The organism is Janthinobacterium sp. SUN211, from assembly GCF_030587315.1.
GTDB classification, from domain to species: domain Bacteria; phylum Pseudomonadota; class Gammaproteobacteria; order Burkholderiales; family Burkholderiaceae_D; genus Janthinobacterium; species Janthinobacterium kumbetense.
This window is the reverse complement of record NZ_JAPWIC010000005.1, coordinates 36906-62631: the sequence shown is the minus strand read 5'-3', so window position 1 is coordinate 62631 and position 25726 is coordinate 36906. Positions and strand designations below refer to the sequence as shown.

The 25726-nt window shown below is 63.3% G+C and carries 23 protein-coding genes; 9 read left to right on the top strand and 14 right to left on the bottom strand.

Going from position 1 to position 25726, the window contains the following annotated elements; translation table 11 throughout:
- Positions 1-20: 20 nt before the first annotated feature.
- The 8 genes from cheA to flhD form a co-directional block, all read right to left on the bottom strand.
- Positions 21-2213 (bottom strand): chemotaxis protein CheA, encoded by a 2193-nt coding sequence (gene cheA, locus O3301_RS17645; RefSeq protein ID WP_289906583.1) that lies wholly within the window; start codon positions 2211-2213, stop codon positions 21-23.
- A 43-nt stretch (positions 2214-2256) separates the two neighbouring features.
- Complete coding sequence (locus O3301_RS17640; protein ID WP_034758362.1) at positions 2257-2622, bottom strand: response regulator; 366 nt, start codon at positions 2620-2622, stop codon at positions 2257-2259.
- Between the two features lie 83 nt (positions 2623-2705).
- On the bottom strand, positions 2706-3254 hold the full coding sequence (locus O3301_RS17635) for a chemotaxis protein (RefSeq protein ID WP_077401991.1): 549 nt from the start codon (positions 3252-3254) through the stop codon (positions 2706-2708).
- A 46-nt stretch (positions 3255-3300) separates the two neighbouring features.
- Complete coding sequence (gene motB, locus O3301_RS17630) at positions 3301-4278, bottom strand: flagellar motor protein MotB (protein WP_077401988.1); 978 nt, start codon at positions 4276-4278, stop codon at positions 3301-3303.
- A 58-nt stretch (positions 4279-4336) separates the two neighbouring features.
- Positions 4337-5197, bottom strand: coding sequence for a flagellar motor stator protein MotA (gene motA, locus O3301_RS17625; RefSeq protein WP_077401985.1), 861 nt, complete (start codon positions 5195-5197; stop codon positions 4337-4339).
- Positions 5198-5416: 219 nt separating this feature from the next.
- Positions 5417-6178 (bottom strand): class I SAM-dependent methyltransferase, encoded by a 762-nt coding sequence (locus tag O3301_RS17620; protein WP_305057029.1) that lies wholly within the window; start codon positions 6176-6178, stop codon positions 5417-5419.
- Between the two features lie 121 nt (positions 6179-6299).
- Positions 6300-6863 (bottom strand): flagellar transcriptional regulator FlhC, encoded by a 564-nt coding sequence (flhC, locus tag O3301_RS17615; protein WP_099664754.1) that lies wholly within the window; start codon positions 6861-6863, stop codon positions 6300-6302.
- A gap of 48 nt (positions 6864-6911) precedes the next feature.
- The gene (gene flhD / locus O3301_RS17610; protein ID WP_034758381.1) at positions 6912-7229 is read right to left on the bottom strand and encodes a flagellar transcriptional regulator FlhD; all 318 of its coding nucleotides are present in this window, start codon (positions 7227-7229) and stop codon (positions 6912-6914) included.
- A gap of 606 nt (positions 7230-7835) precedes the next feature.
- Here flhD and kynU point away from each other — a divergent pair.
- From kynU to O3301_RS17585, 5 genes are all read left to right on the top strand, one after another.
- Positions 7836-9086: a kynureninase gene (gene kynU, locus O3301_RS17605; protein WP_305057028.1), complete on the top strand. Its 1251-nt coding sequence runs from the start codon at positions 7836-7838 to the stop codon at positions 9084-9086.
- Positions 9087-9094: 8 nt separating this feature from the next.
- Positions 9095-9982, top strand: a complete 888-nt coding sequence (gene kynA / locus O3301_RS17600) for a tryptophan 2,3-dioxygenase (protein WP_099664756.1) — start codon at positions 9095-9097, stop codon at positions 9980-9982.
- A gap of 140 nt (positions 9983-10122) precedes the next feature.
- Complete coding sequence (locus O3301_RS17595; protein WP_305057027.1) at positions 10123-10668, top strand: alpha/beta hydrolase; 546 nt, start codon at positions 10123-10125, stop codon at positions 10666-10668.
- Positions 10669-10774: 106 nt separating this feature from the next.
- A complete protein-coding gene (locus O3301_RS17590) occupies positions 10775-12829 on the top strand; it encodes a toxin-antitoxin system YwqK family antitoxin (protein WP_305057026.1) in 2055 nt (684 codons plus the stop codon).
- A gap of 2 nt (positions 12830-12831) precedes the next feature.
- Positions 12832-13857: a hypothetical protein gene (locus O3301_RS17585; RefSeq protein WP_305057025.1), complete on the top strand. Its 1026-nt coding sequence runs from the start codon at positions 12832-12834 to the stop codon at positions 13855-13857.
- A gap of 2 nt (positions 13858-13859) precedes the next feature.
- Here the strand turns inward: O3301_RS17585 and O3301_RS17580 are convergent, their stop codons facing one another.
- Positions 13860-14897, bottom strand: a complete 1038-nt coding sequence (locus tag O3301_RS17580) for a hypothetical protein (protein WP_305057024.1) — start codon at positions 14895-14897, stop codon at positions 13860-13862.
- A gap of 134 nt (positions 14898-15031) precedes the next feature.
- On the opposite strand from O3301_RS17580, the gene O3301_RS17575 reads away from it, so the two are divergent.
- Positions 15032-15763, top strand: coding sequence for an alpha/beta fold hydrolase (locus O3301_RS17575; RefSeq protein WP_305057023.1), 732 nt, complete (start codon positions 15032-15034; stop codon positions 15761-15763).
- On the opposite strand, the gene O3301_RS17570 is transcribed toward O3301_RS17575, so the two are convergent.
- The 4 genes from O3301_RS17570 to O3301_RS17555 all read right to left on the bottom strand — a co-directional run bounded on the left by O3301_RS17570 (position 15740) and on the right by O3301_RS17555 (position 20076).
- Complete coding sequence (locus tag O3301_RS17570; RefSeq protein WP_305057022.1) at positions 15740-16105, bottom strand: hypothetical protein; 366 nt, start codon at positions 16103-16105, stop codon at positions 15740-15742. The genes O3301_RS17575 and O3301_RS17570 overlap by 24 nt on opposite strands.
- Positions 16102-16491 carry a hypothetical protein gene (locus O3301_RS17565; RefSeq protein ID WP_251351884.1) on the bottom strand — a complete coding sequence of 130 codons (390 nt, stop codon included), beginning with the start codon at positions 16489-16491 and terminating at the stop codon, positions 16102-16104. The genes O3301_RS17570 and O3301_RS17565 overlap by 4 nt, the downstream gene beginning before the upstream one ends.
- Before the next feature lie 148 nt (positions 16492-16639).
- Positions 16640-18559, bottom strand: a complete 1920-nt coding sequence (gene htpG, locus O3301_RS17560) for a molecular chaperone HtpG (RefSeq protein WP_289899153.1) — start codon at positions 18557-18559, stop codon at positions 16640-16642.
- A 98-nt stretch (positions 18560-18657) separates the two neighbouring features.
- Positions 18658-20076 (bottom strand): PLP-dependent aminotransferase family protein, encoded by a 1419-nt coding sequence (locus tag O3301_RS17555; RefSeq protein WP_305057021.1) that lies wholly within the window; start codon positions 20074-20076, stop codon positions 18658-18660.
- A gap of 129 nt (positions 20077-20205) precedes the next feature.
- Here O3301_RS17555 and O3301_RS17550 point away from each other — a divergent pair, with 129 nt between their 5' ends.
- The 3 genes from O3301_RS17550 (at position 20206) to O3301_RS17540 (ending at position 24139) form a co-directional block, all read left to right on the top strand.
- The gene (locus O3301_RS17550; RefSeq protein WP_305057020.1) at positions 20206-21120 is read left to right on the top strand and encodes a DMT family transporter; all 915 of its coding nucleotides are present in this window, start codon (positions 20206-20208) and stop codon (positions 21118-21120) included.
- A gap of 176 nt (positions 21121-21296) precedes the next feature.
- Complete coding sequence (locus O3301_RS17545; protein WP_289911871.1) at positions 21297-22490, top strand: PLP-dependent aminotransferase family protein; 1194 nt, start codon at positions 21297-21299, stop codon at positions 22488-22490.
- Positions 22491-22780: 290 nt separating this feature from the next.
- Positions 22781-24139 (top strand): diguanylate cyclase domain-containing protein, encoded by a 1359-nt coding sequence (locus O3301_RS17540; RefSeq protein ID WP_305057019.1) that lies wholly within the window; start codon positions 22781-22783, stop codon positions 24137-24139.
- A gap of 4 nt (positions 24140-24143) precedes the next feature.
- On the opposite strand, the gene O3301_RS17535 is transcribed toward O3301_RS17540, so the two are convergent.
- Positions 24144-25724 (bottom strand): FGGY-family carbohydrate kinase, encoded by a 1581-nt coding sequence (locus O3301_RS17535; protein ID WP_305057018.1) that lies wholly within the window; start codon positions 25722-25724, stop codon positions 24144-24146.
- Positions 25725-25726: the final 2 nt, after the last annotated feature.

Genomic DNA, 25726 nt, shown 5'->3' with positions numbered 1-25726 from the left:
CCTATCTTTATCTATCGGTATTACGAAAAAATGGACTCGTCGGCCAGCTGGCGAGAGGAACGGATCAGGGCGGCGACATCGAGAATCAGCGACACGCCGCCATCGCCCAGGATGGTGGCGCCGGAAATGCCCACCACCTTGCGGTAATTCGATTCGAGGTTTTTCACCACGACCTGCTGCTGTCCCACCAGGTCGTCGACAAACAGGGCCGCCTTGCGCCCTTCCGTCTCGAGGATCACGCAGATGCCTTCCGAGGGACTGGTAAAGCGCGGCGCGATGTCGAACATCTGGTACAGCGGGATCAAGGGCAGGTATTCGCCGCGCACTTTCACCACCTGGCCCTTGCCGCTGATGTCCTTGATATCCTCAACGGCCGGCTGCAGCGATTCGATGACAAAGCCCAGCGGCAAAATATACACTTCGTCGCCGACGCGGATCGACATGCCGTCCAGGATGGCCAGGGTCAGCGGCAGCGAGATGGAAATCGTCGTGCCGAAACCCTTCGCCGAACGGATGTCGACGACGCCGCCCATGGCGCTGATGTTGCGCTTGACGACATCCATGCCCACGCCGCGGCCCGACACGTCGGTGACCGCTTCGGCAGTGGAAAAGCCGGGCGCGAAAATCAGCTGCCACACGTCGGCGTCGCTCATCGTCTCGGACACGTCCAGGCCCTGCTGCGCGGCCTTGGCCAGGATGCGCTCGCGGTTCAGCCCAGCGCCGTCATCGGATACTTCGATGATGATGTTGCCGCCCTGGTGGCTGGCCGAGAGGAACAAACGGCCCGCCTCGGTCTTGCCGGCTGCCACGCGGGCGGCCGGCATTTCCACGCCATGGTCGATACTGTTGCGCACCAGGTGCGTGAGCGGATCGACAATGCGCTCGATGAGGCCCTTGTCCAGCTCCGTGGCGGCGCCATTCGTGATGAAGTCGACCTTCTTGCCCAGTTTCGTCGCCAGGTCGCGCACCATGCGCGGGAAGCGCGAAAAGACGAAATCCATCGGCATCATGCGGATCGACATCACCGCTTCCTGCAAGTCGCGCGTATTGCGCGTCAGGTGGCTGACGCTGTCGAGCAGTTTTTCATGCAGCATCGGGTCGAGCGCGCTGGCGCGCTGCTCGATCATCGCCTGCGTGATCACCAGTTCGCCCACCAGGTTGATCAGCTGGTCGACTTTTTCGATCGAGACGCGGATCGACGACGATTCGGCGCCGGCCTTGTCGCCCTCTTTCTTGGCCGGTTTCTTTTCCTGCTCCGCTTCGGCCACGGCGCTGGCCACGACCGGCGTGGCCGCGGCGCTGGCGTTGCCCGCCTTGGCCGCGTCGGCGCGAATCTGTTCGAGCGGCTGGAAGAAACCGTAGCCCTGTTCGGCCTCGCTCTGCACGCCTGCGGCGGCGCGGATGTCCTCGAGCGGCTGGAAGAAACCGTAGCCGGGATCGGCCGCGCCCTGCGCGCCCGGCAGCGGGTCGAAGAAGCCGTAGCCCTGGGCTTTTTCCTGCGCCGCGCGGGCCGCTTCGGCTTCGCCTGGCGCCAGTGGCGGCGCCTGCGTGATCACCATGTCGTCCGGATTGAGCACGAAGGAGCAGATGGCCAGGATATCGTCCAGGCTTTCATGCGTCGTCACTTCCAGCACCTTGCGCGCGTCGGGCAGGCTTGATACCACGACGTCGCCCAGCAAGCCCAGTTCGGCCGCCAGCGCATCGACTTCGCGCGGCTCCATGGCCGGCAGCTCCAGGCGGATGCGATGGCCGCCGGCATGACTGACGGCGGCCTTTTCCGCCGTATGGAAAGCCGGCGCGACGGGCGTGAGCGCGGCCACGGGCACGTCCTGCGAGAACGACTGCAGCATCATGCGCACATTGGCCACGGCATCCTGGTCGACGGCGCTGCCCAGGCGGTGGCCGTCGAGCTGCATCTTGAGGATATCCTTGGCCGCCAAGAAGGCGTCGACGTGTTCCGCTGTCAGGGCCATCTGGCCCTGGCGGATGCGGTCGAGCAGCGACTCGAGGATGTGCGTTACCTCGCTCATGTCGCTCAAGCCGAACGTCGATGCACCGCCCTTGATCGAATGGGCGGTGCGGAAAATGGCATTCAGGTCTTCGGCGTCGGGCGCCGCAATATCAACGGCCAGCAGCAGCCGTTCTTTTTCAGCCAGCAGTTCTTCGGCCTCATCGAAAAAGACCTGAAAAAACTGGCTAATATCGATGGTCATAGGGTGACTCCGTCAATTGCATCGTTGTGCTGCGCGGCTGGCATCAGCCGATCACCTTCTTGACCACTTCGATCAGGCGTTGCGGATCGAACGGCTTGACCAGCCAGCCATTGGCGCCGGCGGCACGTCCCTTCGATTTCATCTCGTCCGACGACTCCGTCGTCAGCATCAGGATGGGTACCTTCTGGTAGGTCGGCAGTTCGCGCAGCAGCTTGATCAGCTCCAGGCCATCCATGCGCGGCATGTTCTGGTCCGTCAATACCAGGTCCACGGTTTGCAGCTTGGCTTTTTCCAGTCCATCCTGGCCGTCGACGGCCTCCACCACCTGGTAACCGGCGGCTTTCAGGCTGAACGCCACCATCTGGCGCAATGAGCTGGAATCGTCCACTGCAAGTATCGTTTTGGCCATCTTTGCTCCCACTTATTCCGGGCATCCTGCCCGAGTATTTGATTAATCAATCCATGCAACCACAAGCGTTCCGCACTGGCATGCTAGAACAGCTCGATGTCGCCACTTTCCAAATGCTGTTGACTGACAGCCTTGCGCAGCACGCTGCGCAACTCCAGGCTTTGAATCGCCAGCGCCATGCTGACCCGCCCCAGCAAGGCGACAATTTCTTCATTGTCGCTCTCCGGCAACATCTCCGCGCCATGCGAGCCCAGGGTTCCGAGGAACTCGCGCAAGCCCGTCACGCGCTTCAAGGTACGCTCGATCAGCTGGCTGGTCATGTCCTGGAACTGCAGGCTGGTGATGGCGGCATTCACGTAGCCCCCCACCTCATCCTGCAACGCCAGCAGTTTTTCCCGCTGCTGCTCGGCCGGAATACCGCCGTCGAGCAGCAAGGCGATGGTATCTTGCTGCGCAGCAACAGCTGCGTGTATCGCCATGAAATTGAAGGACAGCTTCTCGATCGCCTCTTCCAGCAAGATGCCGGTCTGCACCAGGTCGGTTTCCACCTCCGTCAAGTGCTTGCGGCCATGGTCCGACACGCCAGACAGCAGGCGCTTTACATGCGAGCCAAGTATTTTCTTTCTTGTCATAAAGGTCTCATTGTTTCAATACACCACGCGTCGACAGCCTTGCGTGTTATTTTTTCGCCGCTACCGGGCTGGGGGCTGGCGCCGCCGCGGGCGGCGCACCGGCCGCCAGCCCTGAAGCGACAGCGGCGGCAGCAGCATCGGTCACCGGCAGCTCGATCGCCGAGCCATCGCGCAGGACATTTTCTTCCGTGCGTTTGTTCATGACGATGATGCTGATGCGCCGGTTGATCGGATTGAAGGGGTCGAGCTTGTCCAGGTGGGCGGCCGAGCCCAGTCCCACCACGCGCAATACTTTCTCTTCCTTCATGCCGCCAATCACCAGTTCGCGCCGCGACGCGTTCGCGCGGTCGGCCGACAATTCCCAGTTGCTGTAGCCGGCATCGCTCATGTAGGGCGTCGAATCCGTATGGCCGGACAGGCCGATGCGGTTCGGCACTTCATTGAGCACGGAGCCGATGGCGTGCAGGATTTCCTTGGTGTACGGTTGCAGATTCGCATTGGCGAGCGCAAACATCGGACGGTTCTGCTCGTCGACGATCTGGATGCGCAAGCCTTCGCTGGTGATATCGAGCAGCAACTGGTTCTTGTATTTTTTCAGCAGAGGATTGGCGTCTATGGTCGCTTCGATGCGCGCCTTGAGCGCCTGCAGGCGCTTGCCCTCTTCGCGTTCCAGCGCGGCCTTGGCGGAATTGAGATCGAACGACTTGCGCTGCTGCTCTTCCTGCGCCTTGCGCACTTGCCCATCCTGGCGCGACAAGTCCTGGCCGCCGCCCTGGATCACGGAATTGCTTTCGCCGCTGCCGGAACCGCCCGCCATGGCCACTTTCAGCGGCGTCTTGAAGAATTCGGAAATGCCGTTCAAGTCGCCCTTCGAGGTGGAGCCCAGCAGCCACATCAGCAGGAAGAAGGCCATCATGGCCGTGACAAAGTCGGCGTAGGCGATTTTCCACGCCCCGCCATGGTGTCCGCCAGCCGTCTTCTTGATACGCTTGACGATAATCGGGCGCATGCCTTCATCGGCCATGGCGTCCCCCTTCCGTGTGCTGCAAATGACTCATGGTGTCCAGGCGTATATTCACTGCTTACTTCGTTTTCGATTTCTTGATGTGGTCTTCCAGCTCATTGAACGTCGGGCGCTCGGTCGAGAACAGCACCTTGCGGCCGAACTCCACGGCCAGCGCCGGCGCATAGCCGTTCAGGCTGGCCAGCAGGGTCACTTTCACGCACTGGAACATCTTGCTCGACTCTTCCAGCTTCTGTTCCAGCAGGCTGGCCAGCGGTCCGACGAAACCATATGCCAGCAAGATGCCGAGGAAGGTGCCGACCAGCGCGTGCGCGATCAGCATGCCCAGTTCGGCCGGCGGGATACCCACCGATTCCATCGTGTGCACCACGCCCATCACGGCAGCGACGATACCGAAGGCGGGCAAGCCATCGCCCACCTTGGCGATCACGTGGGCCGGCACGGCGCCTTCGTGATGGTGCGTTTCGATTTCGTTGTCCATCAGGTTTTCGATCTGGAACGCATCCATATTGCCCGACACCATCAGGCGCAGGTAATCGGTCATGAATTCGACGATGTGGTGGTCGGCCAGCACGGCCGGATACTTGGAAAACAGCGGGCTTTCCTCTGGCTTGTCGATATCGCCTTCGATCGACATCAAGCCTTCCTTGCGCACTTTGCTGAGCACTTCGAACAGCAGCGACATCAGTTCCATGTACAGTTCTTTGGTATAGCGCGACCCCTTGAACAGGCTGGGCAAGGCGGCGATCGTCGCCTTGATGGCCTTGTTATTGTTACCAACAAGGAAGGCGCCCAGGGCGGCGCCGCCGATCATCAGCAGCTCCAGCGGCTGGAACAGCGCCGCCAGATGGCCGCCGGCCAACGCGAAGCCGCCAAAGACCGAGGCGCAGACGATGATGTATCCGATTATGACTAACAAGTGCCCTGACTCCCAATAATGGCCGGGACTGTATGCCCGGCGTGTTCAAACCTGTTCCTGTCTTCTGGCGGCTGCGCCGCCGGCAAAGACAGCGGCAAAAAAAGCAACCGGAAGTTAATTGAAATGCGCTGCTTTTCAATGCAATTCCGAGAAAATGCCGTGTGGAACTACAATAACGTGAGATTGCCCTACGGGCAAGCAAATAACGCAGACAATTGCTTAAAAGCACCATATGTAAAGTAAAGGGCCACCCTCTGTGGCGGCGATGGTCTTATCGGGCTCGCGTGCCGCAATCTGGAATTCGTAACTAAGAAGCATGCTACCGGGCAACATTTCCCTTTCCGCCTTGCGCCACAGGGCCGCCATCGCCGCCGGCGACAGGTAGGCAAAGACGGCATCGTAGTGGCCGAAATCGAGCGCCTCGTAGTCGCCGCGCAGGAAGCGCGCGCGGCTGCCCGCCAGCCCTGCGCGCAAGCGGCTTGCCAGCCACGGCAGCGGCGCCAGTTCGATGCCGGAAAACTGCCCGTCGGGCCGGCGCCGCGCCAGGTCCAGCACCAGGCCGCCCAGGCCGCTGCCGATATCGACCAGGCGCACGCCGGGACGGTCCGCGATCAGCTCGGCCACCGCCTGCCACACCTTCGGCCCCGACGGATAAAACGGCACTTGCGTGCGAAACGTCGACCAGTACAAACTCAGCAGGAAGACAAAGGCCGCCAGGAACACGGCCGGCGGCAAATCGAGCAGGCTGGCCGCCAGCAAGGCGGGCGCAAACAGTAGGCCGATGGCGCACCACCAGCGCGCCAGCCCCGCGCGCCACGTGATGAGTGCCGCCAGCACGCCCTGCACCAACGCCACCGCCGGCAACGACATGGCCACGCCGGCACGCGCCAGAACATATACAAATAGCAACATCAAGGGAAAGGCCAGCACCTGGATCAGGATGGCCTTGAGCGCGGGCGCGCGCAGGATTTGTTGCAGCATGGGGCAGTCAAAGGAGGAAAACGCCAGTGTAAGCGAAAGCACCATGAAAAAACCGGAGTCCGGTCTCGCGACCGCTCCGGTTTTCACTGAGGCTATTATTCGGGCAGCTATTGAAGCAGCATCAAGCGGCGACGCCCGGCGGCGCGACAGCGGCCGCTTCATCGCGCGCCTTCTTGGTCTTGCCGGCACGCGAAGGCATGTGGCACAGGCCGCACACATAATCGGCGTTCAGGTCGAGGCAGTTGACGACAAATTTGCCGCCGCACTTGCCGCAGGGCGCCATGTCCAGCATCTTGCTGCTGAAAAAGCGCACCAGGGTCCAGGCCCGCGTCAGCGACAGCAGGGGCTCTTCACCCGCTTCGGGCGGCATCTGCTCCAGATACAGCTTATATGCCTTCATCACGGCTTCGATGCCGGTGGCGCCGGCGTGGTCGACGAGGAATTTGTGGATATTGATGAACAGCGAGGAATGGATATTCGGTTGCCAGGTGATGAACCAGTCGGTGGAAAACGGCAGCATGCCCTTGGGCGGCGAGACGCCCTTCAATTCCTTGTACAGATTCAGCAGGCGTTCGCGCGACAGCGAGACTTCCGTCTCCAGCAGTTGCAAACGGGCGCCCAGCTGTATCAATTCGATGGCCAGCTGGATTTCCTGCGCTTCCGATACGACACTTTTCTTGGCCATGCTGTGTACTCCACTACTGACTGATACTGACTGATAAGGTCGGAAACCTTAAGCGATTTCTTCGACGCCCTGGCCGGCCATCAGGATGGCAGCATGGGACTGGGCCAGCGAGCGGTCTTTATTGTAGTTCGTCAACATGCCCAGGATGGCGCTGTCGTCGAAGCGGAAGCGGGCCAGCATCATGTTGCCACCTGCCAGTTTCAGGATCTGCGCATTGCTCATGCCCTCGATCAGTTCGGCGATTTCGGCGGCAATGCCCAAACGGAAGATGGCCGTTACTTTGTCCGCACGAATCATTTGCTGGGCCAGCATCAGGTAGCTCAGGTTAGCGTCGCGAATCTCAGCCATCATGTCGTTAGCAGTCATTTCCATCTCCTCAATCCGTTGAATTCAGCTGGCGTTGTGTGTTGCCAGTGAGATACATTCTGCAGGAGCAACATTAAACGCAACAGAGGCAAAGCGCTGTATTTTTGGTCGGGGAATAGCGGATGGGATCGTAGGTGTTTGTCTGACAAACACTGCTCGATCATGGTCGCACGCCAGCAACGGCGCGGATGTGGGAGGTTGGCTCTGTGCCGGATTTGCCCGACTTTTGGCCTGTAAAAAATATCACTTTTTTACAACAACTTGATAAGAATCAAGCCTGTCTACTGAGATAACGGCTGCCTTGGCAGGAACTTTAGGGCTTTTTTAAAAAATATTTAAAAAAGCTGCATTCTTTTTCCGTCGGTTTGACGCCGTTCATGTAATCGTTGACGGCGGCGCCTGGCAAAACTTTAGGGCTATTTGAAAATATTTTTAAAAATCGTGATTTTTTTCGTTGACGCCCCACAAGCAGGCATTTTTTCGCCGCCTGTCCATGCCAGGAAACACGTTTTGCGACGGGGATTTGCTACACTGCCACTTCCGCGTGATACTTTAAGCCTCAAGCAATATCATGCCATCCAGACAAGTATCAATATGAAAGCCACCATGATTTCTCGACATGACTGCAGCGCGCGCGACCTCGACGATCCCCTGGCGCCCCTGCGCCAGCAATTCGACTTGCCGCAAGGCGTGATTTACCTCGATGGCAATTCCCTGGGCGCGCGGCCGAAAGCGGCCCTGGCCCGCGCCCAGCACGTCATCACGGCAGAATGGGGCACGGACCTGATCCGCAGCTGGAATACGGCAGGCTGGTTCGACTTGCCCAAGCGCCTGGGCGACCGCCTGGCCCCGCTGCTGGGCGCCGGCACAGGCGAAGTGGTGATCACCGACACCACCTCCGTCAACCTGTTCAAGGCCCTGGCCGCCGCCCTGCAGATGCAGGCCAGCGACCCGGCGCAGGCCGCGCGACGCAGCATCGTCAGCGAACGCAGCAACTTCCCCACCGACCTGTACATGGCACAGGGCCTGGCCACCTGGCTGGACCGGGGTTACCAGCTGCGCCTGGTCGACAGTCCCGAGGAGCTGGCGCAAGCCATCGACGCCGATTGCGCCGTCGCCATGCTCACGCACGTCAACTACCGCACCGGCTACCAGCACGACATGGCCGCCATCAGCAGCCATTGCCACGCGCATGGCGCGCTGGCGCTGTGGGACCTGGCCCATTCGGCCGGCGCCGTGCCGCTGGACCTGAATGGCGCCGGCGCCGACCTGGCCGTCGGCTGCACCTATAAATACCTGAACGGCGGCCCAGGCTCGCCCGCCTTCATCTGGGTGCCGGAAAAACACCAGGCGCGCTTCCGTCAGCCTTTGTCCGGCTGGTGGGGCCACGCCACGCCGTTCTCCATGGATCCGGGCTTCGCACCCGCCGATGGCATCGCCCGCGCCCTGTGCGGCACGCAGCCGATACTCTCGCTGGCCCTGGTCGAATGCGGCCTCGACATCTTTGCGCAAACGAGCATGGAAGCCATCCGCCACAAGTCGCTGGCCCTGACCGATTTGTTCATCGCGCTGGTGGAGCAGCGCTGCGCCAGCCATCCGCTGGGCCTCGTCACGCCGCGCGAACATGCGCGGCGCGGCAGCCAGGTCAGCTTCACGCACCCGCACGGCTATGCCGTGATGCAGGCGCTGATTGCGCGCGGCGTGATCGGCGACTACCGCGAACCGGCCATCATGCGCTTCGGCTTCACGCCCCTGTACACGAGCTTTGCCGACGTATGGGATGCCGTGGACATCCTGCGCGACATCCTCGACACACGAGCCTACGACATCGCCGCCAAGCGCGATGCGGTCACCTGAACCATCCCATGAGCGACGACAAGACTATGAACAAGGAAAACACCAGCGGCTGCCCCATGCATGCCGGCGCCCAGGACGCGCAGTGGCATGGCGCGCAGATGGATTTCAGCGAATCTATGAGCTACGGTAACTACCTGGCGCTGGACCGCATCCTCACGGCCCAGCATCCGCTGTCGCCGAACCACAACGAAATGCTGTTCATCGTGCAGCACCAGACGAGCGAATTGTGGATGAAGCTGATGCTGCACGAAATGCACGCCGTGCGCGCCAACCTGCAAAGCGGCGACCTGGCCCCCGCCTTCAAGATGCTGGCCCGCGTGGCGCGCATCATGGATCAATTGGTGCATGCCTGGGACGTGCTGGCCACCATGACGCCGCCCGAATACACGGCCATCCGCCCCTACCTGGGCGCCTCGTCCGGCTTCCAGTCCTTCCAGTACCGCGAAATCGAATTCATTTTGGGGAACAAGAACGCCGCCCTGCTCAACGTGCATACGACGGCGCCGGAAACCTATGCGGTGCTCGACGCCGCCCTGCGCGCGCCCTCCGTCTACGATGAAGCCATCAAGCTGCTGGCGCGCAGCGGCTTGCCCATCTCCGCCGAACGATTGAACGCCGACTGGACCCTGCCGACCGCCTCCGACGCCTCGGTCAAGGCGGCGTGGCTGGAAGTCTACCGCGACCCGTCGAAACACTGGGCCCTGTACGAGCTGGCCGAAAAGCTGGTGGACCTGGAAACGGCCTTCCGCTTCTGGCGCTTCCGCCATGTGACGACGGTGGAGCGCATCATCGGCTTCAAGACGGGCACGGGCGGCACGGCGGGCGTGAGCTATTTGCGCAAGATGCTCGACGTGGTATTGTTCCCGGAGCTGTTCGCCCTGCGCACGGAGCTATAAAAATGCCAGACCAAATCTACTGCGCGGCGCGCCTTGCGGCCTGCGATGCTCACTGTGCATGCGCACAGCTGCGCGTCTCGGCCACAATACGTTGCCGCTCGCTACGATTTTGTCTGGCATTTTATTTATAAGGAGAAATGATGTCGCCTCTCGTCTTGACCCTGGCCGGCCTGTGGAATTCGGGGCCGCAGCACTGGCAAACCCACTGGGAAGCGCGCCACCCGCAATGGTCGCGCGTGCCGCACGGGGAATGGCAGACGCCGGACAAGGACGAATGGGTGGCGGAGCTCGACCGCGCCATCACCGCCTGCGAGCGCCCTCCCGTGCTGGCGGCGCACAGCCTGGCCTGCACGCTGGTGGCCCACTGGGCGGCCAGCGGCTCGCCGCACAGGATCGCCGGCGCCTTCCTCGTCGCCCCCAGCGATGTGGAAGCACCCTCCTACCCATCCGGCACGACGGGCTTTGCGCCGATGCCGCTGCAAGCCTTGCCATTCCCCAGCCTGGTGGTCGCCAGCGGCGATGATCCCTACGTCAGCTTCGCGCGCGCACGCGCGTTTGCCGCCGCCTGGGGCAGCGATTTCACCCTGATCGGCGACGCCGGCCATATCAACGGCGACGCCGGCTACGGCCCGTGGCCGGACGGCGAGCAGCTGCTGCTGGACTTCTGCGCCGCGCACCAGCCCTGACACGCAGGGCGTGCACCTGCGCACAATAGGCGCATATTTGCCCACAAGTAAGAACGCAGGCAGAATCGTGGCCTTTCCATTGCGGCGCCCCGGCGCCAGCCACTCGATGAAACGTCTGCTTCTGCCCTTGCTCCTCTGCTCCGCGCTGGCCCATGGCGCGCCCTTTTATGAAGGCAAGAGCCTCGCCCATCCCGCCATCAGCGCCTCGCAGGACAGCGGCTTCGACATCGCCTTCCTCAAGGAAAAAGATGGCGTCAACGGCTATTACTGCGAGTGCAAGAGCGGCAGCGCGAAACCCATTTTGCTCGACCAGTTCGGCAATGCCGTCATCCGCTCCGTCTTCTACGCTTCGCTGGACCAGGAAACGGACGACAGCGTGCAAACCATGCTGGTGCTGTTCCGCCAGGGCGACAAAAATGGCTTGCGCGCCTACCGCTACCACCGCAGTTCCGGCAAGTACCGGCGCCTCGATGGCTTGCAGCCGGCCCTGAACCGCATCGCGGCGCAAAGCGCCAGTCCCAACGCGGGACTGGTCAAGGCCGCGCTGGCGAAACTGGCACCGATGGACTACAGCGTCGCCCGGGGCAAGAGCGGCAATGCGGACTTCGACGCCATCGACCATACGCAAGGCACCATCGTCGGCTACTACAGCGATGACGGCAAGCCCGTGGCCGCTGGCGACAAGGACGCCATCACCTACAAGAAAACCTTCCTGAAAAAAGGTGACCACTACCTGACGGCCAGCTACACCCTGTACAGCGACGCGGGCGCGGGCATCCTGCCCAACTACCGCCTATGGCAAGTGACGTGGGAAACGGCCCCGCGGCAGTTCACGGGCAGCGCAGACGGCCCGTCCGTCATTTACAGCCTGGCCTGGGACGACGGTTCGGTGGTCGAACGGGGCCAGTACGTGAAGGGCAAGCGCCAGGGACTGTGGGTGCGCGAAGGCATGCACGAAGGCAGCGAAAAGGGACATTTCGTCAACGGCTTGCAGGAAGGCCTGTGGCGCTTCGATTATCCAAGGCAGAGCGAGAGCGGCATGTACCGGGCCGGCAAGCGCGAAGGCCGCTGGACGGTCGTCAACTATGCCGATGCAGAGGAAGTGACGGGCTTCGACACCTACACGGGCGGCCAGCTCAATGGTCCGCACGAGCGCAGCATGGGCGGCAAGCTGCAAACGCGCGGCAACTACGTCAACGGCGCGCGCCATGGCGCGTGGATCACGGAAGACGGCGACGGCAGCTTTATCGACGGCTTGCGCGACGGGCCGTGGAAACTCAGGCTCAAGGACAAGGTCACGCAAAGCGTCACTTTTGTGCAAGGCAAGAAACAGGGCGAGGCGGTCGACACGGATGCGCAAGGCGCGCTGCGCGTGCGCGACCACTACCAGGCCGGCGTGCTCGATGGCAGCCGCACGCGCTATCTGGGCCCGGCGGGCAAGGAATACGTGGTCTACACGGTCACCTACCGCAACGGCCAGCTCGATGGGCGCGAACAGGCGTTCGACGACAGCGGCAAGATCCTGCGCCTCGACACCTTGTGGAACAACGGCAAGAAGCAGGGGCTGGACGCGCGCTACTACCCGAACGGCAAGCCGGAGCGCCTGGCCGTCATAGATCAGGGCCGCCTGCTCACGCACCTGCGAGAGTACTATGAAGACGGCCAGCTGTTCAACGACATCCACCGCTGCACCTTCCAGGAATACGGCAGCACGCGCGACGACGTGTGCGAGTACCACCACATGTACTACCCGGACGGCAAGCCGCAGTCTTACTACGCCTTCCAGTACGGCCAGCGCCAGGAAGGATACGAGAACTACCCGAACGGCAAGCGCAAGGACGAGCTGCTGGTCGACCGCGCCGCCGACACCTCCGTCTTCAACGTGTATTACGAAAGCGGCCAGCTCAAATGCACGGAGCCGCGCAGCGGCCACAGCACGCGCACGGTAAATGGCCAGACCATGAACAGCTACGCGTCGGCCGACCGCGACGGCGACAATATCTGCTACCACCCGAACGGCAAGGTGGCCAGCATCTACACCTTCCGCAAGCGCGTGCTCGTGGAATGCGGCAAGCGCTACGATGACACGGGCAAGCAGACGTTCCCGGGCCCGGAAGGCTGTCCGCCCCCCAGGCAGGTAACCTACCCCATAGGATTGTGACGATGACGCAAGCAGAACGGCCACAGTGCATCCAGAACCCCGAGCACATAGACGCCGCGGCGATCCGCGCCGCCATTGCCGCTGGCAAGCAGGTGCTGGTGCAGTTCAATACCCTGGCCAAGCCGGAACCGCTGCTGGCCGACCTCGACGCCCTGGCCGCCACCTGCGGCACGGCGCTGACCATCCGCATCTACGGCTACGACCCGAGGGTGTTCGATGCCAGCATCCTGCGCGCGCTGCCGCATGTAGCCAGCCTGTCCATCGATTACCACCGGCAAGCCATCCATCTGGAAGCGCTGGGCGAGCTGCGGCATCTCAAGCGCCTGAGCCTGGGCGTGTACGAGCTGGCGCAAGCCGACATCCTGCAGCTGGAGAGTTTGCGCGGCCTCGAATACCTGCATCTGGGCGAGTCGGCCAAAAACAATATCGACCTGGCACCCCTGCGCCACTATACGCACCTGGCCAGCCTGGTCCTCGAAGGCCACCACCAGCGCATCGACACCTTGGCCGGCCTGCCGGCGCTGCACGAGCTGTCGCTGTACCGCATCAAGAACAAGGTGCCGCTGGATTTCATCTCGGAGATGGGCCGTCTGGACAGGCTGCTGTTGCAGCTGGGCGGCCGCGAATCGCTCGCCCACATCGAGGCGCCGCTGTTGAAGAAACTGGAAGTGATACGCGTGCGCGGCCTGGAAACGCTGGGCGACATCGGCCGCTTCCCGTTGCTGCAGGCGCTATGGGTGGAAGACCAGATCAAGCTGCGGCAGATCGCGCTGGGGGCCAATCCCGTGCTCGAACGCCTGAACCTGCACACCTGCAAGACGCTCGACAGCCTGCCCGGCCTCGCCACCTTGCCCGCCCTGCGCCAGCTGTCGGCATCCGAGACCATGCTCGACATCGACGCATTGCTGGCGCATGGCTTGCCCGCGTCCCTGACGCATGCGCGCCTGCGCACCGGCAGGAAAACACGCGACGACGCCATCGCCGCGCAGCTGGTACAACTGGGCTACGAACCGGCGCGCCCTGGCTGAAATCAGCGGCCGGCCGCCAGCTTGCGCTGCCACAGCGCCACGTCGATCATCACGCCATCGGCGCCCGTGTTGCGGATGTAGACGCGGTAGCTGCCCTGCCCCATGTCGCCATCGAGGTAGGCCGTGCGCTCGTTGCGCTGCAGCCTGGCGCCCTTGGCCAGCTGGCGGTAGCGCTCCACCACCGTGTCGAAACTGGCATAGCTGCGCAGCGCCACTTCCAGGTCGCGCGGCGGGCGGCCTTCGGCATGGTCCAGCACATTGTTCTGTTTCTTGCCCTTCAAGGTGAGCGGATAGGCAAACACGCCGGCGCCGGCCGACGTCAGCACCGTGGACTTATCGAGCAGCAGCGCCAGCAGCGCCGGCGGATAGGCGGGCGGCAACTGGGCACGGTTCCAGCCCGGCAGGGCCGGCTGCGCCAGCACATATTCGACGCTGGCGATCTTTTGCCCATCGGCGCCCGCTTCCTTGTCGCCCGCGATCAGCGCCAGCATGGGCGGCAATTGCCGGGCCCAGGCCAGCAAGGGCGCCGCTTCGCCGACCAGCATGCCCTTGCGGTGGAACACCGTCAACACCGCGTTCGGATCGGGATTGCAGACTTTTGCCAGCGGCTGGCCCTCGAGGTGGCAATGCCCGTTGACGAGGCCAAAAGCGATGATGGCGCCGCGCTTGTCGAGCAGCATGGCACCCCGTTCGCGGCCCTGCTTGCGGTCATTCATCGACGCCAGCAACTGGCGGCCATCGGCCAGCACGGTGCGCGTGGCGTCGCGCTTTTCGCTGATCGCTTCGAGCGCCTGCGCCAGCAGCAATTCATCGTCTTCCGTGTAACTGCCGCGCGCGTAACCGAAGAAGTCGAACAGGGCGGCCCGCACCTGCGCATCGTCGCTCAGGCGCGGCAAGGGGCCGCCGGCCAGCAAGGAGGACAGGCTTTTCCCGGCCGGCGCGGAGGGTGCCGCCGTGGCGCCGGCGGACTGGGAAAGGACGCAGGCCGCTGCCAGCAAGGCGCCGCCCAGAGTACGGTAATTCGAAAAAATGATATGCATGATTCTGTCTGTCGGGGATTTGGCCGCAATTGCGGCCACGCAGGGCGCGCTGGCGATTCTAGCATGGCGCCAGCGCCCATGCGGTGCGGCTGGCGGACGGCCCATATGCCGGCGCGGCTGCTATGATGGCCGCAATGACGACACCAACCCACGCCTCGCCCCTGCTTGTCCTCCTGCCTGGCATGGATGGCACGGCCCGGCTATTCGACCGCTTTGACGCCGCCCTGCGCGCGCAGGCCGCCCTCGATACCCTGGCCATCGCCTATCCGGCCGCGCCACTCGGTTACGCGGCGCTGGAAGCATTCGTGCGCGAGCGCTTGCCGCAGGATCGCCCTTTCGTGGTGCTGGCCGAATCGTTTTCCGGGCCGCTGGGGGCCGCCCTGCGCGCCGATCCGCCGCCCGGCATGCGCGCCCTGATCCTGTGCTGTTCATTCGTGCGCAATCCGCGCCCGATGCTGGCGCCACTGCGCCACCTGCTCGGCCTTGTGCCCTTTGGCGCCATGCCCGGCTTCGCCCTGCGCCAGGCGCTGCTGGCGCCCTGCGCCACGCCGCAACTGCAGGCGGAACTGGCGGCAGCGCTGGCGCAAGTGCCTCCCAGCGTGCTGCGCCAGCGCCTGCGCGCCGTGCTGGAAACCGACGCCTCGCGCAGCTTCGCGCGCGGCAGCTTGCCCGTGCTGTATCTGCGCGCCCGGCACGACCGCCTGGTGCCGCCGGCGAACGCCCTGCAGATACTGCGCCTGGCACCCGGAGCGCAACTGGCCGACATCGCCGCGCCGCACATGCTGCTGCAGGCGGCGCCGGAAGCGGCCACCGTCGCCGTCGCCGCCTTTGTCAACGCCCTGTCAGCCGCGCAGGTATCCGCTTAAACGCGTGCCGGCCAGCACGGCCAGCCAGCTCAAGCCGCCCGCCAGCACGCTGAAGTAAATCGCCCGCAACGGATGCTGGGGCAACAGATACGCGAGCACGGCCGCGCCCAGCAAACCGCACAGCAGCGACTTCACCCTGCCGGGCGGCAGCAGCGCCAGCACCAGGTTGGTACCCGCATACACGTAAAACACCAGCAGCAGGGCCAGGCCGCCGGCCACGCCGCGCGAGCCGAGGCTGCCGAACAGTTGCGTGTACAGGTAAAACCCCAGCCAGCTCAATGCGATAAACAGCAGACAGCCCAGCGCATGCGCGCCCAGGCCCGCCATCAGCCGGATCTTCATGGCTGCTTGAGTACGGGAATGAAGCGGTGGCCGCAGGCATGGCACATGAAGGTACGCGCATATTTGTCCTGCAAGGCGGCAGCCTCCTTGTCCCAATTGGCGACGAAGGTCGTTTGCGACAAGGCGATGGAGACGACGCCCCCTGCCACGAAGATCCAGAACAGGCCATTCGCGCCGGCCTGGTAAAAGACGACGGCGGCGATGACAAAAATGATCACGCCCAACACGATCAGCCCTGCCTTCTGGTGGGTCTGCATCGTCGGCCCGGCGGCCTGGCGTGACAGCAAGGTCTGGCTGCGCGTATGCGCATGACCGTGGATGAAATCGCCATCGATCCTGCCCGACATATGGGTAGAGGTGCCGGAAATGCCGGAGGCATGCACCATGGAGAGGCGTTGAACGTTGGAACTGTCACATGCCGGGCAATGCGCCATTGCTTTTTCCATAAAATAAAATAATCGCGCACTGTAGCATAAAAAAAGCCGGCACTTTCACGAGGAAAGGGCCGGCTTGATTACATCTGCAGCGAGGCGATTACTTCGCCGAATTGAGCAGCAATTCGTTGAGGCGTTTCACAAAACTGGCCGGATCGGCAAGCGAACCGCCTTCAGCCAGCATGGCCTGGTCGAACAGGATGTTGGCCCAGTCGCCAAACTTGCCGCCTTCCGCATCTTCGTACTTCAAACGCGTCACCAGCGGGTGGTTCGGGTTGATTTCCAAAATCGGCTTCGATTCCGGCGCGCTCTGGCCAGCAGCTTTGAGCATGCGCAGCAGGTTGCCCGACAATTCGTTTTCATCGGCCACCAGGCAGGCTGGCGAATCGGTCAGGCGGAACGTCACGCGCACATCCTTGGCCTTGTCGGCCAACACGGCCTTCATCTTGCCCACCAGGTCGGCGTACGAGGTTTCCGTTTCTTCGTGCTCTTTCTTTTCCGCTTCATCTTCCAGCGCGCCCAGGTCCAGGCCGCCTTTGGCGACGGAGACCAGTTCCTTGCCTTCGAAGTCCTGGATAAACGACAGCATCCATTCATCGACACGGTCCGTCAGCAGCAGCACTTCGACGCCCTTCTTGCGGAAGATTTCCAGGTGCGGGCTGTTCTTGGCGGCGGCGTAGTTGTCGGCCGTGACGTAGTAAATCTTGTCCTGGCCTTCCTTCATGCGCGCCACATAGTCGGCGAACGAGGTGATTTGCTCGTCGCTGTCGTTGGCCGTCGAGGCAAAGCGCAGCAGCTTGGCCAGGCGCTCCTTGTTGGCCGCGTCTTCGCCGATGCCTTCCTTCAGCACCTGACCGAATTCCTTCCAGAAGACGGCGTACTTGTCCTTCTTGTCCTGCTCATCCGCGTTCGCCAGTTCTTCCAGCATGCCCAGCACGCGCTTGGTCGAGCCTTCGCGGATCACTTTCACGTCACGCGATTCCTGCAGGATTTCGCGCGATACGTTTAGCGGCAGGTCGGCCGAGTCGATCACCCCGCGCACGAAGCGCAGGTAGGTCGGCATCAGCTGCTCGGCATCGTCCATGATGAAGACGCGCTTGACGTACAGCTTGATGCCGCCGCGCTTGTTGCGGTCCCACATGTCGAACGGCGCCTTGGCCGGGATGTACAGCAGCTGCGTGTACTCGCTGCGGCCTTCCACGCGGTTGTGCGTGTGCGTGAGCGGCGACTGGAAGTCGTGCGACACGTGCTTGTAGAATTCGTCGTACTGTTCCGGCGTGATGTCGGCCTTGTTGCGGGCCCACAGGGCGCTGGCCTGGTTGACGGTTTCGAATTCGTCTTTCAGGACAGTTTCTTTTTTCTCGTCGTCCCACTCTTCCTTCTGCATCACGATCGGCAGCGAGATATGGTCCGAATATTTGCGAATGATGGACTTGATCTTCCAGCTCGACAGCAATTCGTCTTCGCCTTCGCGCAGGTGCAGGATAATGTCCGTGCCGCGGCCCGTTTTTTCGATAGTCTCGATGCTGTAATCGCCTTCACCGGCCGATTCCCAGCGCACGCCTTCGGAGGCGTCGACGCCGGCGCGGCGCGTTTCGACGGTGATCTTGTCGGCGACGATGAAGCCGGAATAGAAGCCCACGCCGAACTGGCCGATCAGGGCCGCGTCCTGCTGCTGGTCGCCCGACAGCTTGCCGAAGAATTCCTTGGTGCCCGACTTGGCGATGGTGCCCAGGTGCGAGATTGCCTCGTCGCGGGTCATGCCGATGCCGTTGTCGGAAATGGTGATGGTGCGCGCATCCTTGTCGAAGCTGACCTTGATCTTCAATTCGTGATCGTTGCCGTACAAGGCGTCGTTATCGATCGCTTCAAAGCGTAACTTGTCGGCCGCGTCGGACGCGTTCGAGATCAATTCGCGCAGGAAGATTTCCTTGTTCGAGTACAGGGAATGGATCATCAGGTGCAGCATTTGCTTCACTTCGGTCTGAAAACCCAGGGTTTGCTTTTCGGAGACAGCCATTTTTACCTCATAGTCTTGTGGATGGGACGGATTCTACGGAGTTGGGGATGGTCCAAGCGATTTCAAGAGCCCCAGCCGAATGTCCTGCAATGCCCAGTTTACCCCAGTGCGCGGTCGAAAAACGCCCAGATGCGATCGTCCTGCACCGTGGCCAGGTTCAGGCGCATGCGGGTCGACGGCAACTGGCGCGGCGAAAACAGGCTGCCCGGCGCCAGCACCAGGCCCTCGGCCAGCGCCTTTTCGGCCAATACATTCGTGTCGCAGCCCGCATCGGCCCATACGAACATGCCCGCCGATGCCGGATCGAAGCGCAAGCCCGCCTGCTCGACCTTGCGGTACGTGCCCTCGCGCACCTTGTCGAGCCGCGCGCGCAGGCGCTCCGCATGCTTACGGTATAGCCCCTGCGAGAGGATTTTATACACCACGCGCTCGCCGATGTCGCTGGTGGTGAGCGTCGCCAGCATCTTGCGGTCGGCCAGGCGCTGCGCCCGCTCCGCAGAGGTGGCGATGAAGCCCACGCGCAGGTTCGCCGCCAGGCTCTTGGAAAAGCCGCCCAGGTAAATTACGCGGCGCAGCTGGTCCAGCGCAGCCAGGCGGGTGGCCGGCTGCACCGCGCCGCCCGGGTGCATGTCGCAATAAATGTCATCCTCGACGATCAGGAAATCGTGCTGTTCGGCCAGGCGCAGCACCTGGAAAGCCTTGGCCGCCGACAGCGACGTCGAACTGGGATTGTGCAGCACCGAATTGATCACGTACAGCCTGGGACGGTGCAGCGCCGCCAGCTCGGCCAGCACGGCGATATCGGGGCCGTCGGCCAAGCGCGGGATGCCGATGACATTCATGCCCATGGCGGCAAAAGCGCCGAACATCAGCCAATACGCCGGATCGTCGACGAAAATCGTTTCACCGGGACGGGCAAACTCGCGCGCCACCAGATCCAGCGCCTGCATCACGCCCACCGTGGTGACGATCTGCTCGGGCGGACAGCCGATTTCCAGCCCCGCCAGCTTCAGCTGCAACTGCTGGCGCAACGGCAGGAAACCCTGCGGCGCGCCGTAGCCCAGCAGCAAACTGCCGGGCTGGCGGCTGACGTCGCGCAAGGCGCGCGCCACCAGGTCGCCATCGAGCCACTCGGCGGGCAGCATGCCCGAGCCTGGCGCGGGGATGGCCGGCGTCTGGCGGAACATATTACGGATCAGCCACACCACGTCCATCGGCTGCGCCGCCGCATCCTGCGCGCCAGCGGGCGGCAAGGGGGTGTTCAACGGCGAGCGCTCGCACACGAAAAAGCCGGCGCCGCGCCGCGATTCCAGGTAGCCGCGCGCCACCAGCTTGTCGTAGCTGGCCACCACCGTGGCGCAGGACACGCTCAGGCTGGCGGCGCACTGGCGGATCGACGGCATGCGCGCACCGCCGCGCAGCAGCTTGTCGTCGATGCGCGCCGCCAGCGAGCGCACGATCTGGTCGATCAGGGTTTCGCCCGAGACGCGCGACAGCAAAGGGAGTGTATTGCTCATATGACCATCACAGTATGTGAAATTATGCGTGGAAGTGTATTTGTACTGTATTGCTATTGCACCCTAGGATAGCAGTATCGGGCAGTCTAATCCATGCCCAGACCTTGTCACGCCAGCCTCGGGAATCCCATGTCTTCGCACACCAGCACCATCGTTTCCAACCATCCACCGCGCCTCGGCGCCGACCGCACCGGCCTGTTGCTGGGCTTGATCGCCGTCGCCCTCTTCAGCCTGACCCTGCCTTTTACGCGGCTGGCGGTGGCCGAACTCGACCCCACCTTCGTCGCCCTGGGCCGCGCCTTGGTGGCCGCCGTCCTGGCCGGCCTGTGGCTATGGCAGCAGCGCGCGCCGATGCCGCGCCGCGAACAATGGCTGCCGCTGGCGCTCGTGTCGCTGGGCTGCGTACTGGGCTTCCCCTGGCTGACGTCGATCGCCATGCGCAGCCTGCCCGCCTCGCACGGCGCCGTGCTGGTGGGCATCCTGCCGCTGGCCACCGCCGTGTTTGCCGTGCTGCGCGGCAAGGAGCGCCCATCGCTGGGCTTCTGGCTGATGGCCCTGCTCGGCACGGCGCTGGTGGTGGCCTTCGCGCTACGCCAGGGCGGCGGCAGCTTCCACCTGGCCGACTGGCTGATCTTTGCCGCAGTACTGCTGGCCGCACTCGGCTATGCCGAAGGCGGGCGCCTGGCGCAAGCCATGCCGGGCCAGCATGTGATTTCCTGGGCGCTGCTGCTGGCCGCGCCATTTGTCTTGCCCGTGGTGCTGTGGAACGCCTGGCCGCAACGCGCGCTGATGGCGCAGGCCAGCGGGGCCGCCTGGCTGGGCTTCGCCTACATTTCCGTGTTTTCCATGTTTATCGGCTTCTTTTTCTGGTACCGGGGCATGGCGCTGGGCGGCGTGGCGCGCGTGGGACAGACGCAGTTGCTGCAGCCTTTCCTCACCCTGCTGGGCGCGGCCGTGCTGCTGCACGAACCCCTGACGGGTGAAAGCCTGCTGTTTGCGGGCGCCGTGATCGCCGTGGTAGGGATCGGGCGCAAGCTGAAGTAACGCTCCCTGACGCCCATTTGCAACGCCGTTGCGCGTGCGGATGGGCAGAGCGGCGTGCAAGCCGTACAATACCGCAGCACCATGGCGACGCCTATCCGGCGCCGCTTGCGCACGCACCGCCACAAGCGGGCCAACAAATCCAGCCGGCGCAGCTCGGCATCTTCTGTGAGACTCGTATGAAAATTGAAAATCCGAATCCGATCCAATGGCGCTTTGCCGAACGCGCGGAACAGCTGCAAAGCTCGTTCATCCGCGAAATCCTGAAGATCACGCAGCGTCCCGAGATCATCTCGTTTGCCGGCGGCCTGCCCTCGCCCGCCACCTTCCCCGTGGAAGAAATGAAAACCGCCTTCGACAAGGTCCTGTCGAACAATGGCAAGGTCGCCCTGCAATACGGCCCGACCGACGGCTACCTGCCGCTGCGCCAGTGGATCGCCGATTCCCTGTCCGCCAACGGCAGCACCATCATGCCAGAACAAGTGCTGATGACGTCCGGCTCGCAGCAGGCGCTGGACTTGCTGGGCAAGGTCTTGATCGACGAAGGCAGCAAGGTATTGGTGGAAACCCCCAGCTACCTGGGCGCCCTGCAGGCGTTTTCCGTCTACCGTCCCGAATTCGTTTCCGTCGATACCGATGACGAAGGCCTGGTGCCGTCGTCGGTCAACCCCGTCGCCGATGGCGCGCGCCTGCTGTACGCGCTGCCGAACTTCCAGAACCCGACGGGCCGCAGCCTGTCCGTGGCGCGCCGCGTGGAACTGGTGGAAACCTGCGCCCGCCACGGCCTGCCGCTTATCGAGGACGATCCGTACGGCGCCCTGAGCTACAGCGGCGAACCGTATCCGAAGATGATCAACATGAATCCGGACGGCGTGATCTACATGGGCTCGTTCTCGAAAGTGCTCACGCCCGGCATCCGCCTCGGCTACGTGGTGGCGCCGATGCCGCTGGTGCGCCGCCTGGAACTGGCCAAGCAGGCGGCCGACCTGCACACGTCGCAACTGACGCAGATGGTCGTGCATGAAGTGATCAAGGATGGCTTCCTGGACCGGCATATCCCCAGCATCCGCAGCCTGTACGGCAACCAGTGCCAGGCCATGCTGTCGGCGCTGGAAGAGCACTTCCCGGCCGGCGTCACGTGGACCAAGCCTGAAGGCGGCATGTTCATCTGGGTCACCCTGCCGAAGCACATCGATGCGATGAAACTGCTCGATGAAGCCATCGCCAACAAGGTCGCCTTCGTGCCGGGCGCGCCGTTCTACGCCAACACGCCGGAAACGCACACCTTGCGCCTGTCGTTCGTGACGGTGCCGCCGGAACGCATCCGCGAAGGCATCGCCATCCTCGGCAAACTGATCGCCGCAAAAATGTAATTGCACTCCCCACGCCCCGCCTGCCGCGGGGCGTGTCCCAGCTGCCCCAACTCCAGGGGGCACGCGTCTTTTTCGCCCAAAAACCGCCTTCACGATAGCAATTGCGTGTATTTATTTTTAAAAATAGCATAAAAATAATATTTTACCGCCTCGTGCAACGTCGATTTTTTCACCCAAAAAATTGGCAAGGCGGTATGATTTGACCGCTGTCGCAGATTTGAACCCGGTCAGCATCACCGAAAGTGCAGCAATCGCTGGCATCGCAAAGTACATCGAGAAGGCCGGAAGCAATGAGTCCAGGCAGTGTGGAGCATTCCCAGCGGCGCGAGGCCGCCATTTTGATTGTCGACGATGCGCCGGCCAACCTTGAGCTGCTGCGCAAACTGATGAGCGAGCAAGGCTATCAAACCTATGTCGCCACGTCCGGCGAACGGGCGCTGGCGATCGCCCAGCGCGCCCACCCCGACCTGATCCTGCTCGACGTGCTGATGCCGGACATGGACGGCATCGAAACGTGCCGCCGCCTCAAGCAGCACCCGCTGACGCAGGGTATCCCCGTCATCTTCATGAGCGCCAAGACGGAAACGGAAGACGTGGTGGCCGGCTTCGACTGCGGCGCCGTCGATTACATCAGCAAGCCGCTGCGCATGGCCGAAGTGTGCGCGCGCGTGCGCGCCCAGCTGCAAATCCGCAGCAACAATGAAACCCAGCAGGAACAGGCCGAGCGCCTGCGCACCATCGTCAACAACATGGCCGAGGGCTTGCTGATCATCGAAGCCGATGGCCGCATCCAGTACACCAATCCCGCCTGCGACCAGTACCTGGGCTACCGCGAAAACGAACTGGCCGGGCGCTCCATCGGCGAGTTGCTCAGCCCCCTGGTGACGCAGGAATACCTCGATTACTTCGCCATGCACGCGGCCAATCCGGAAAAAGCGCACAACCACGGCACGCGCGAAGTGGCGATCCGCCACCGCAACGGCGAGGCGCTGAGCATGGACCTGACCCTGACGCCCATGTATCTGCGCCAGCCCCTGTATATCGGCCTGCTGCACGACATCACGCACCACAAGCAGTCGGAAGACGCCTTGCAGCGCGCCGCCTATCTCGACCCGCTGACGCAGATCGCCAACCGCCGGCATTTCGACAGCTTCCTGGAAAAGGAATGGCAGCGCGCCGTGCGCGGCGGCGGCGTCCTGTCGCTGGTGGTGCTCGATGTCGACCACTTCAAGCTGTACAACGATAGCCTGGGCCATCCGGCCGGCGACACCTGCCTGCAGCAAGTGGCGCAAGCCATCGCCTCGCACGCCGCACGTCCCGGCGACCTGGCTGCCCGCTACGGCGGCGAGGAATTCGTCCTGCTGTTCGCCGACACGGATGCCGAAGGCGCCCTGCACCTGGCCGCAGCCATCCGCGCGCACATCGAGGCGCTGCAACTGCCGCACCCGCGATCGATCACCTCGCCGTGGATCACCGTCAGCATCGGCGTGGCGACCATCCGCCCACACCAGCTGGACGACCGCGAAGCGCTGTTCGTCGCCGCCGACCGCGCCCTGTACGTGGCCAAGGAAGGGGGCCGCAACCAGGTGCGCGTCACGCAATCGGGCAGCGCGGCCTGGGAAACGGTGAAAGCGCTCGTCCTGCGCTAGCCGGTCACTTTTCAGGATAGCCGGTGATGTCGGCGATTTCGCGGTACAGGGGCTGCAGCCGCGCATACATCTTGCGGTACACGCGCCGGTACAGTTTTTCATAGACCTTGCTGTGCCCGGGATCAGGCTGGAATACCTTGCCCTTGCGCGTCATGGCTTGCACGGCGGCGGGAAAGTCCGCATGCCAGCCCAGGCCCACGCTAGCGGCGATGGCCGCGCCCAGGCCCGAACTTTCATACACGTGGGCGCGCGCGGCGGGCAAGCCGAAGATGTCGGCCGTCAGCTGCATGGCCGCATCGCTTTGCGAACCGCCGCCCGCGATGCGCAGCTCCGTGATGGCGATGCCGCTGCGCTGCTCGATGCGCTCCTTGCCTTCGCGCAGCGCATACGCGAGTCCTTCGAGGATGGCGCGGTAGATGTGCGCGCGCGTGTGCACGTCGCCAAAGCCGATCATGGCGCCCTTCGCTTCCGGCCCCGGCACCTTGATGCCGGGACTCCAGTACGGCTGCAGCATCAGGCCCATGGAGCCTGGCGGCACGGCCTCGACCAGGCGGTCGAACAGCGCTTCGGCGGACAAGCCCGCACCGTCTTCGGCGGCCGCCGCCCGTTCGCGGTCGCCGAACTGCTCCTTGAACCAGTTGACCATCCAGTAGCCGCGGAATATCTGCACTTCCGTGCTGTAGGCGCCCGGCATGGCGGCCGGATACGGCGGAATGAAGCGCGTCACTTCCACATACTTGCGGTTGGTCGTGTTGATGGTGGCCGTGGTGCCGTAGCTGAGGCACGCCACGTGCGGTTCGACGCAGCCGGCGCCCAGCACCTCGCACGCCTTGTCGGCGGCCGCCGCCAGCAAGGGCGTGCCTTCCAGGATGCCCGTCGCCGCGGCGGCGGCCCTGGTGATGGCGCCCATGCGCGTGCCCGGCGTTACCAGCTCGGGCAGCATCGAGCGTCGAATCGCCAGCGCCTGCCATTTCCAGTCGAAGCGCCCGGCCCAGGCGTGGCGCTTGTAGTCGAAGGGAATATACGCCACTTGCGAGCCCGTCGAATCGATATACTTTCCGCAGAGCCGGTGGTTCAGAAAACCCGACAGCAGCAGGAATTTGTGCGTGCGGCGCCAGATGTCGGGCTGGTGCGCGCTGATCCAGTTGATCTCGGCCTCGCGGCGGAAGTAGCGTATCGTGCCGTCGAGGCGCGTGGCGCGGAAGGCGGCGCGCCACCATGGCGCCAGCCGGGGAATGTCGCGCGTGCTGCGCTGATCCAGCCAGGTGATCGCGGGCCGCAATGGTGCGCCATGTTCATCCACGTTGACCACCGTGCCGCGCTGCGTGGTGACGGCCACGCCGGCCACCGAGGATTTGGCTATGTCCGTGCCGCGCCACAGCTGCTGGCACGCTTCGCATACGGCTTGCCAGTAGCCGTCGGCATCGTGCTCGGCCCAGCCGGGGTGGTCGGAGTAATACGCTTCCAGGAAGACTTGCGCCTTGGCCGCCAGCTTGCCGTCGCGGTCGAACAGCAGCGCGCGCACGCTTTGCGTGCCATTGTCGATGGAGAGGATGTACGGGCCATCGCCCGCTGCGGAGGTCATGG

What these genes read in the sequence shown, in the direction of transcription:
- cheA (WP_289906583.1), bottom strand. Translation starts at nt 2,213, where the DNA reads ATGACCATCGATATTAGCCAGTTTTTTCAGGTCTTTTTCGATGAGGCC.
- O3301_RS17640 (WP_034758362.1), bottom strand. Translation starts at nt 2,622, where the DNA reads ATGGCCAAAACGATACTTGCAGTGGACGATTCCAGCTCATTGCGCCAG.
- O3301_RS17635 (WP_077401991.1), bottom strand. Translation starts at nt 3,254, where the DNA reads ATGACAAGAAAGAAAATACTTGGCTCGCATGTAAAGCGCCTGCTGTCT.
- motB (WP_077401988.1), bottom strand. Translation starts at nt 4,278, where the DNA reads ATGGCCGATGAAGGCATGCGCCCGATTATCGTCAAGCGTATCAAGAAG.
- O3301_RS17620 (WP_305057029.1), bottom strand. Translation starts at nt 6,178, where the DNA reads ATGCTGCAACAAATCCTGCGCGCGCCCGCGCTCAAGGCCATCCTGATC.
- flhC (WP_099664754.1), bottom strand. Translation starts at nt 6,863, where the DNA reads ATGGCCAAGAAAAGTGTCGTATCGGAAGCGCAGGAAATCCAGCTGGCC.
- flhD (WP_034758381.1), bottom strand. Translation starts at nt 7,229, where the DNA reads ATGACTGCTAACGACATGATGGCTGAGATTCGCGACGCTAACCTGAGC.
- kynU (WP_305057028.1), top strand. Translation starts at nt 7,836, where the DNA reads ATGATTTCTCGACATGACTGCAGCGCGCGCGACCTCGACGATCCCCTG.
- kynA (WP_099664756.1), top strand. Translation starts at nt 9,095, where the DNA reads ATGAGCGACGACAAGACTATGAACAAGGAAAACACCAGCGGCTGCCCC.
- O3301_RS17595 (WP_305057027.1), top strand. Translation starts at nt 10,123, where the DNA reads ATGTCGCCTCTCGTCTTGACCCTGGCCGGCCTGTGGAATTCGGGGCCG.
- O3301_RS17590 (WP_305057026.1), top strand. Translation starts at nt 10,775, where the DNA reads ATGAAACGTCTGCTTCTGCCCTTGCTCCTCTGCTCCGCGCTGGCCCAT.
- O3301_RS17585 (WP_305057025.1), top strand. Translation starts at nt 12,832, where the DNA reads ATGACGCAAGCAGAACGGCCACAGTGCATCCAGAACCCCGAGCACATA.
- O3301_RS17580 (WP_305057024.1), bottom strand. Translation starts at nt 14,897, where the DNA reads ATGCATATCATTTTTTCGAATTACCGTACTCTGGGCGGCGCCTTGCTG.
- O3301_RS17575 (WP_305057023.1), top strand. Translation starts at nt 15,032, where the DNA reads ATGACGACACCAACCCACGCCTCGCCCCTGCTTGTCCTCCTGCCTGGC.
- O3301_RS17570 (WP_305057022.1), bottom strand. Translation starts at nt 16,105, where the DNA reads ATGAAGATCCGGCTGATGGCGGGCCTGGGCGCGCATGCGCTGGGCTGT.
- O3301_RS17565 (WP_251351884.1), bottom strand. Translation starts at nt 16,491, where the DNA reads ATGGTGCATGCCTCCGGCATTTCCGGCACCTCTACCCATATGTCGGGC.
- htpG (WP_289899153.1), bottom strand. Translation starts at nt 18,559, where the DNA reads ATGGCTGTCTCCGAAAAGCAAACCCTGGGTTTTCAGACCGAAGTGAAG.
- O3301_RS17555 (WP_305057021.1), bottom strand. Translation starts at nt 20,076, where the DNA reads ATGAGCAATACACTCCCTTTGCTGTCGCGCGTCTCGGGCGAAACCCTG.
- O3301_RS17550 (WP_305057020.1), top strand. Translation starts at nt 20,206, where the DNA reads ATGTCTTCGCACACCAGCACCATCGTTTCCAACCATCCACCGCGCCTC.
- O3301_RS17545 (WP_289911871.1), top strand. Translation starts at nt 21,297, where the DNA reads ATGAAAATTGAAAATCCGAATCCGATCCAATGGCGCTTTGCCGAACGC.
- O3301_RS17540 (WP_305057019.1), top strand. Translation starts at nt 22,781, where the DNA reads ATGAGTCCAGGCAGTGTGGAGCATTCCCAGCGGCGCGAGGCCGCCATT.
- O3301_RS17535 (WP_305057018.1), bottom strand. Translation starts at nt 25,724, where the DNA reads ATGACCTCCGCAGCGGGCGATGGCCCGTACATCCTCTCCATCGACAAT.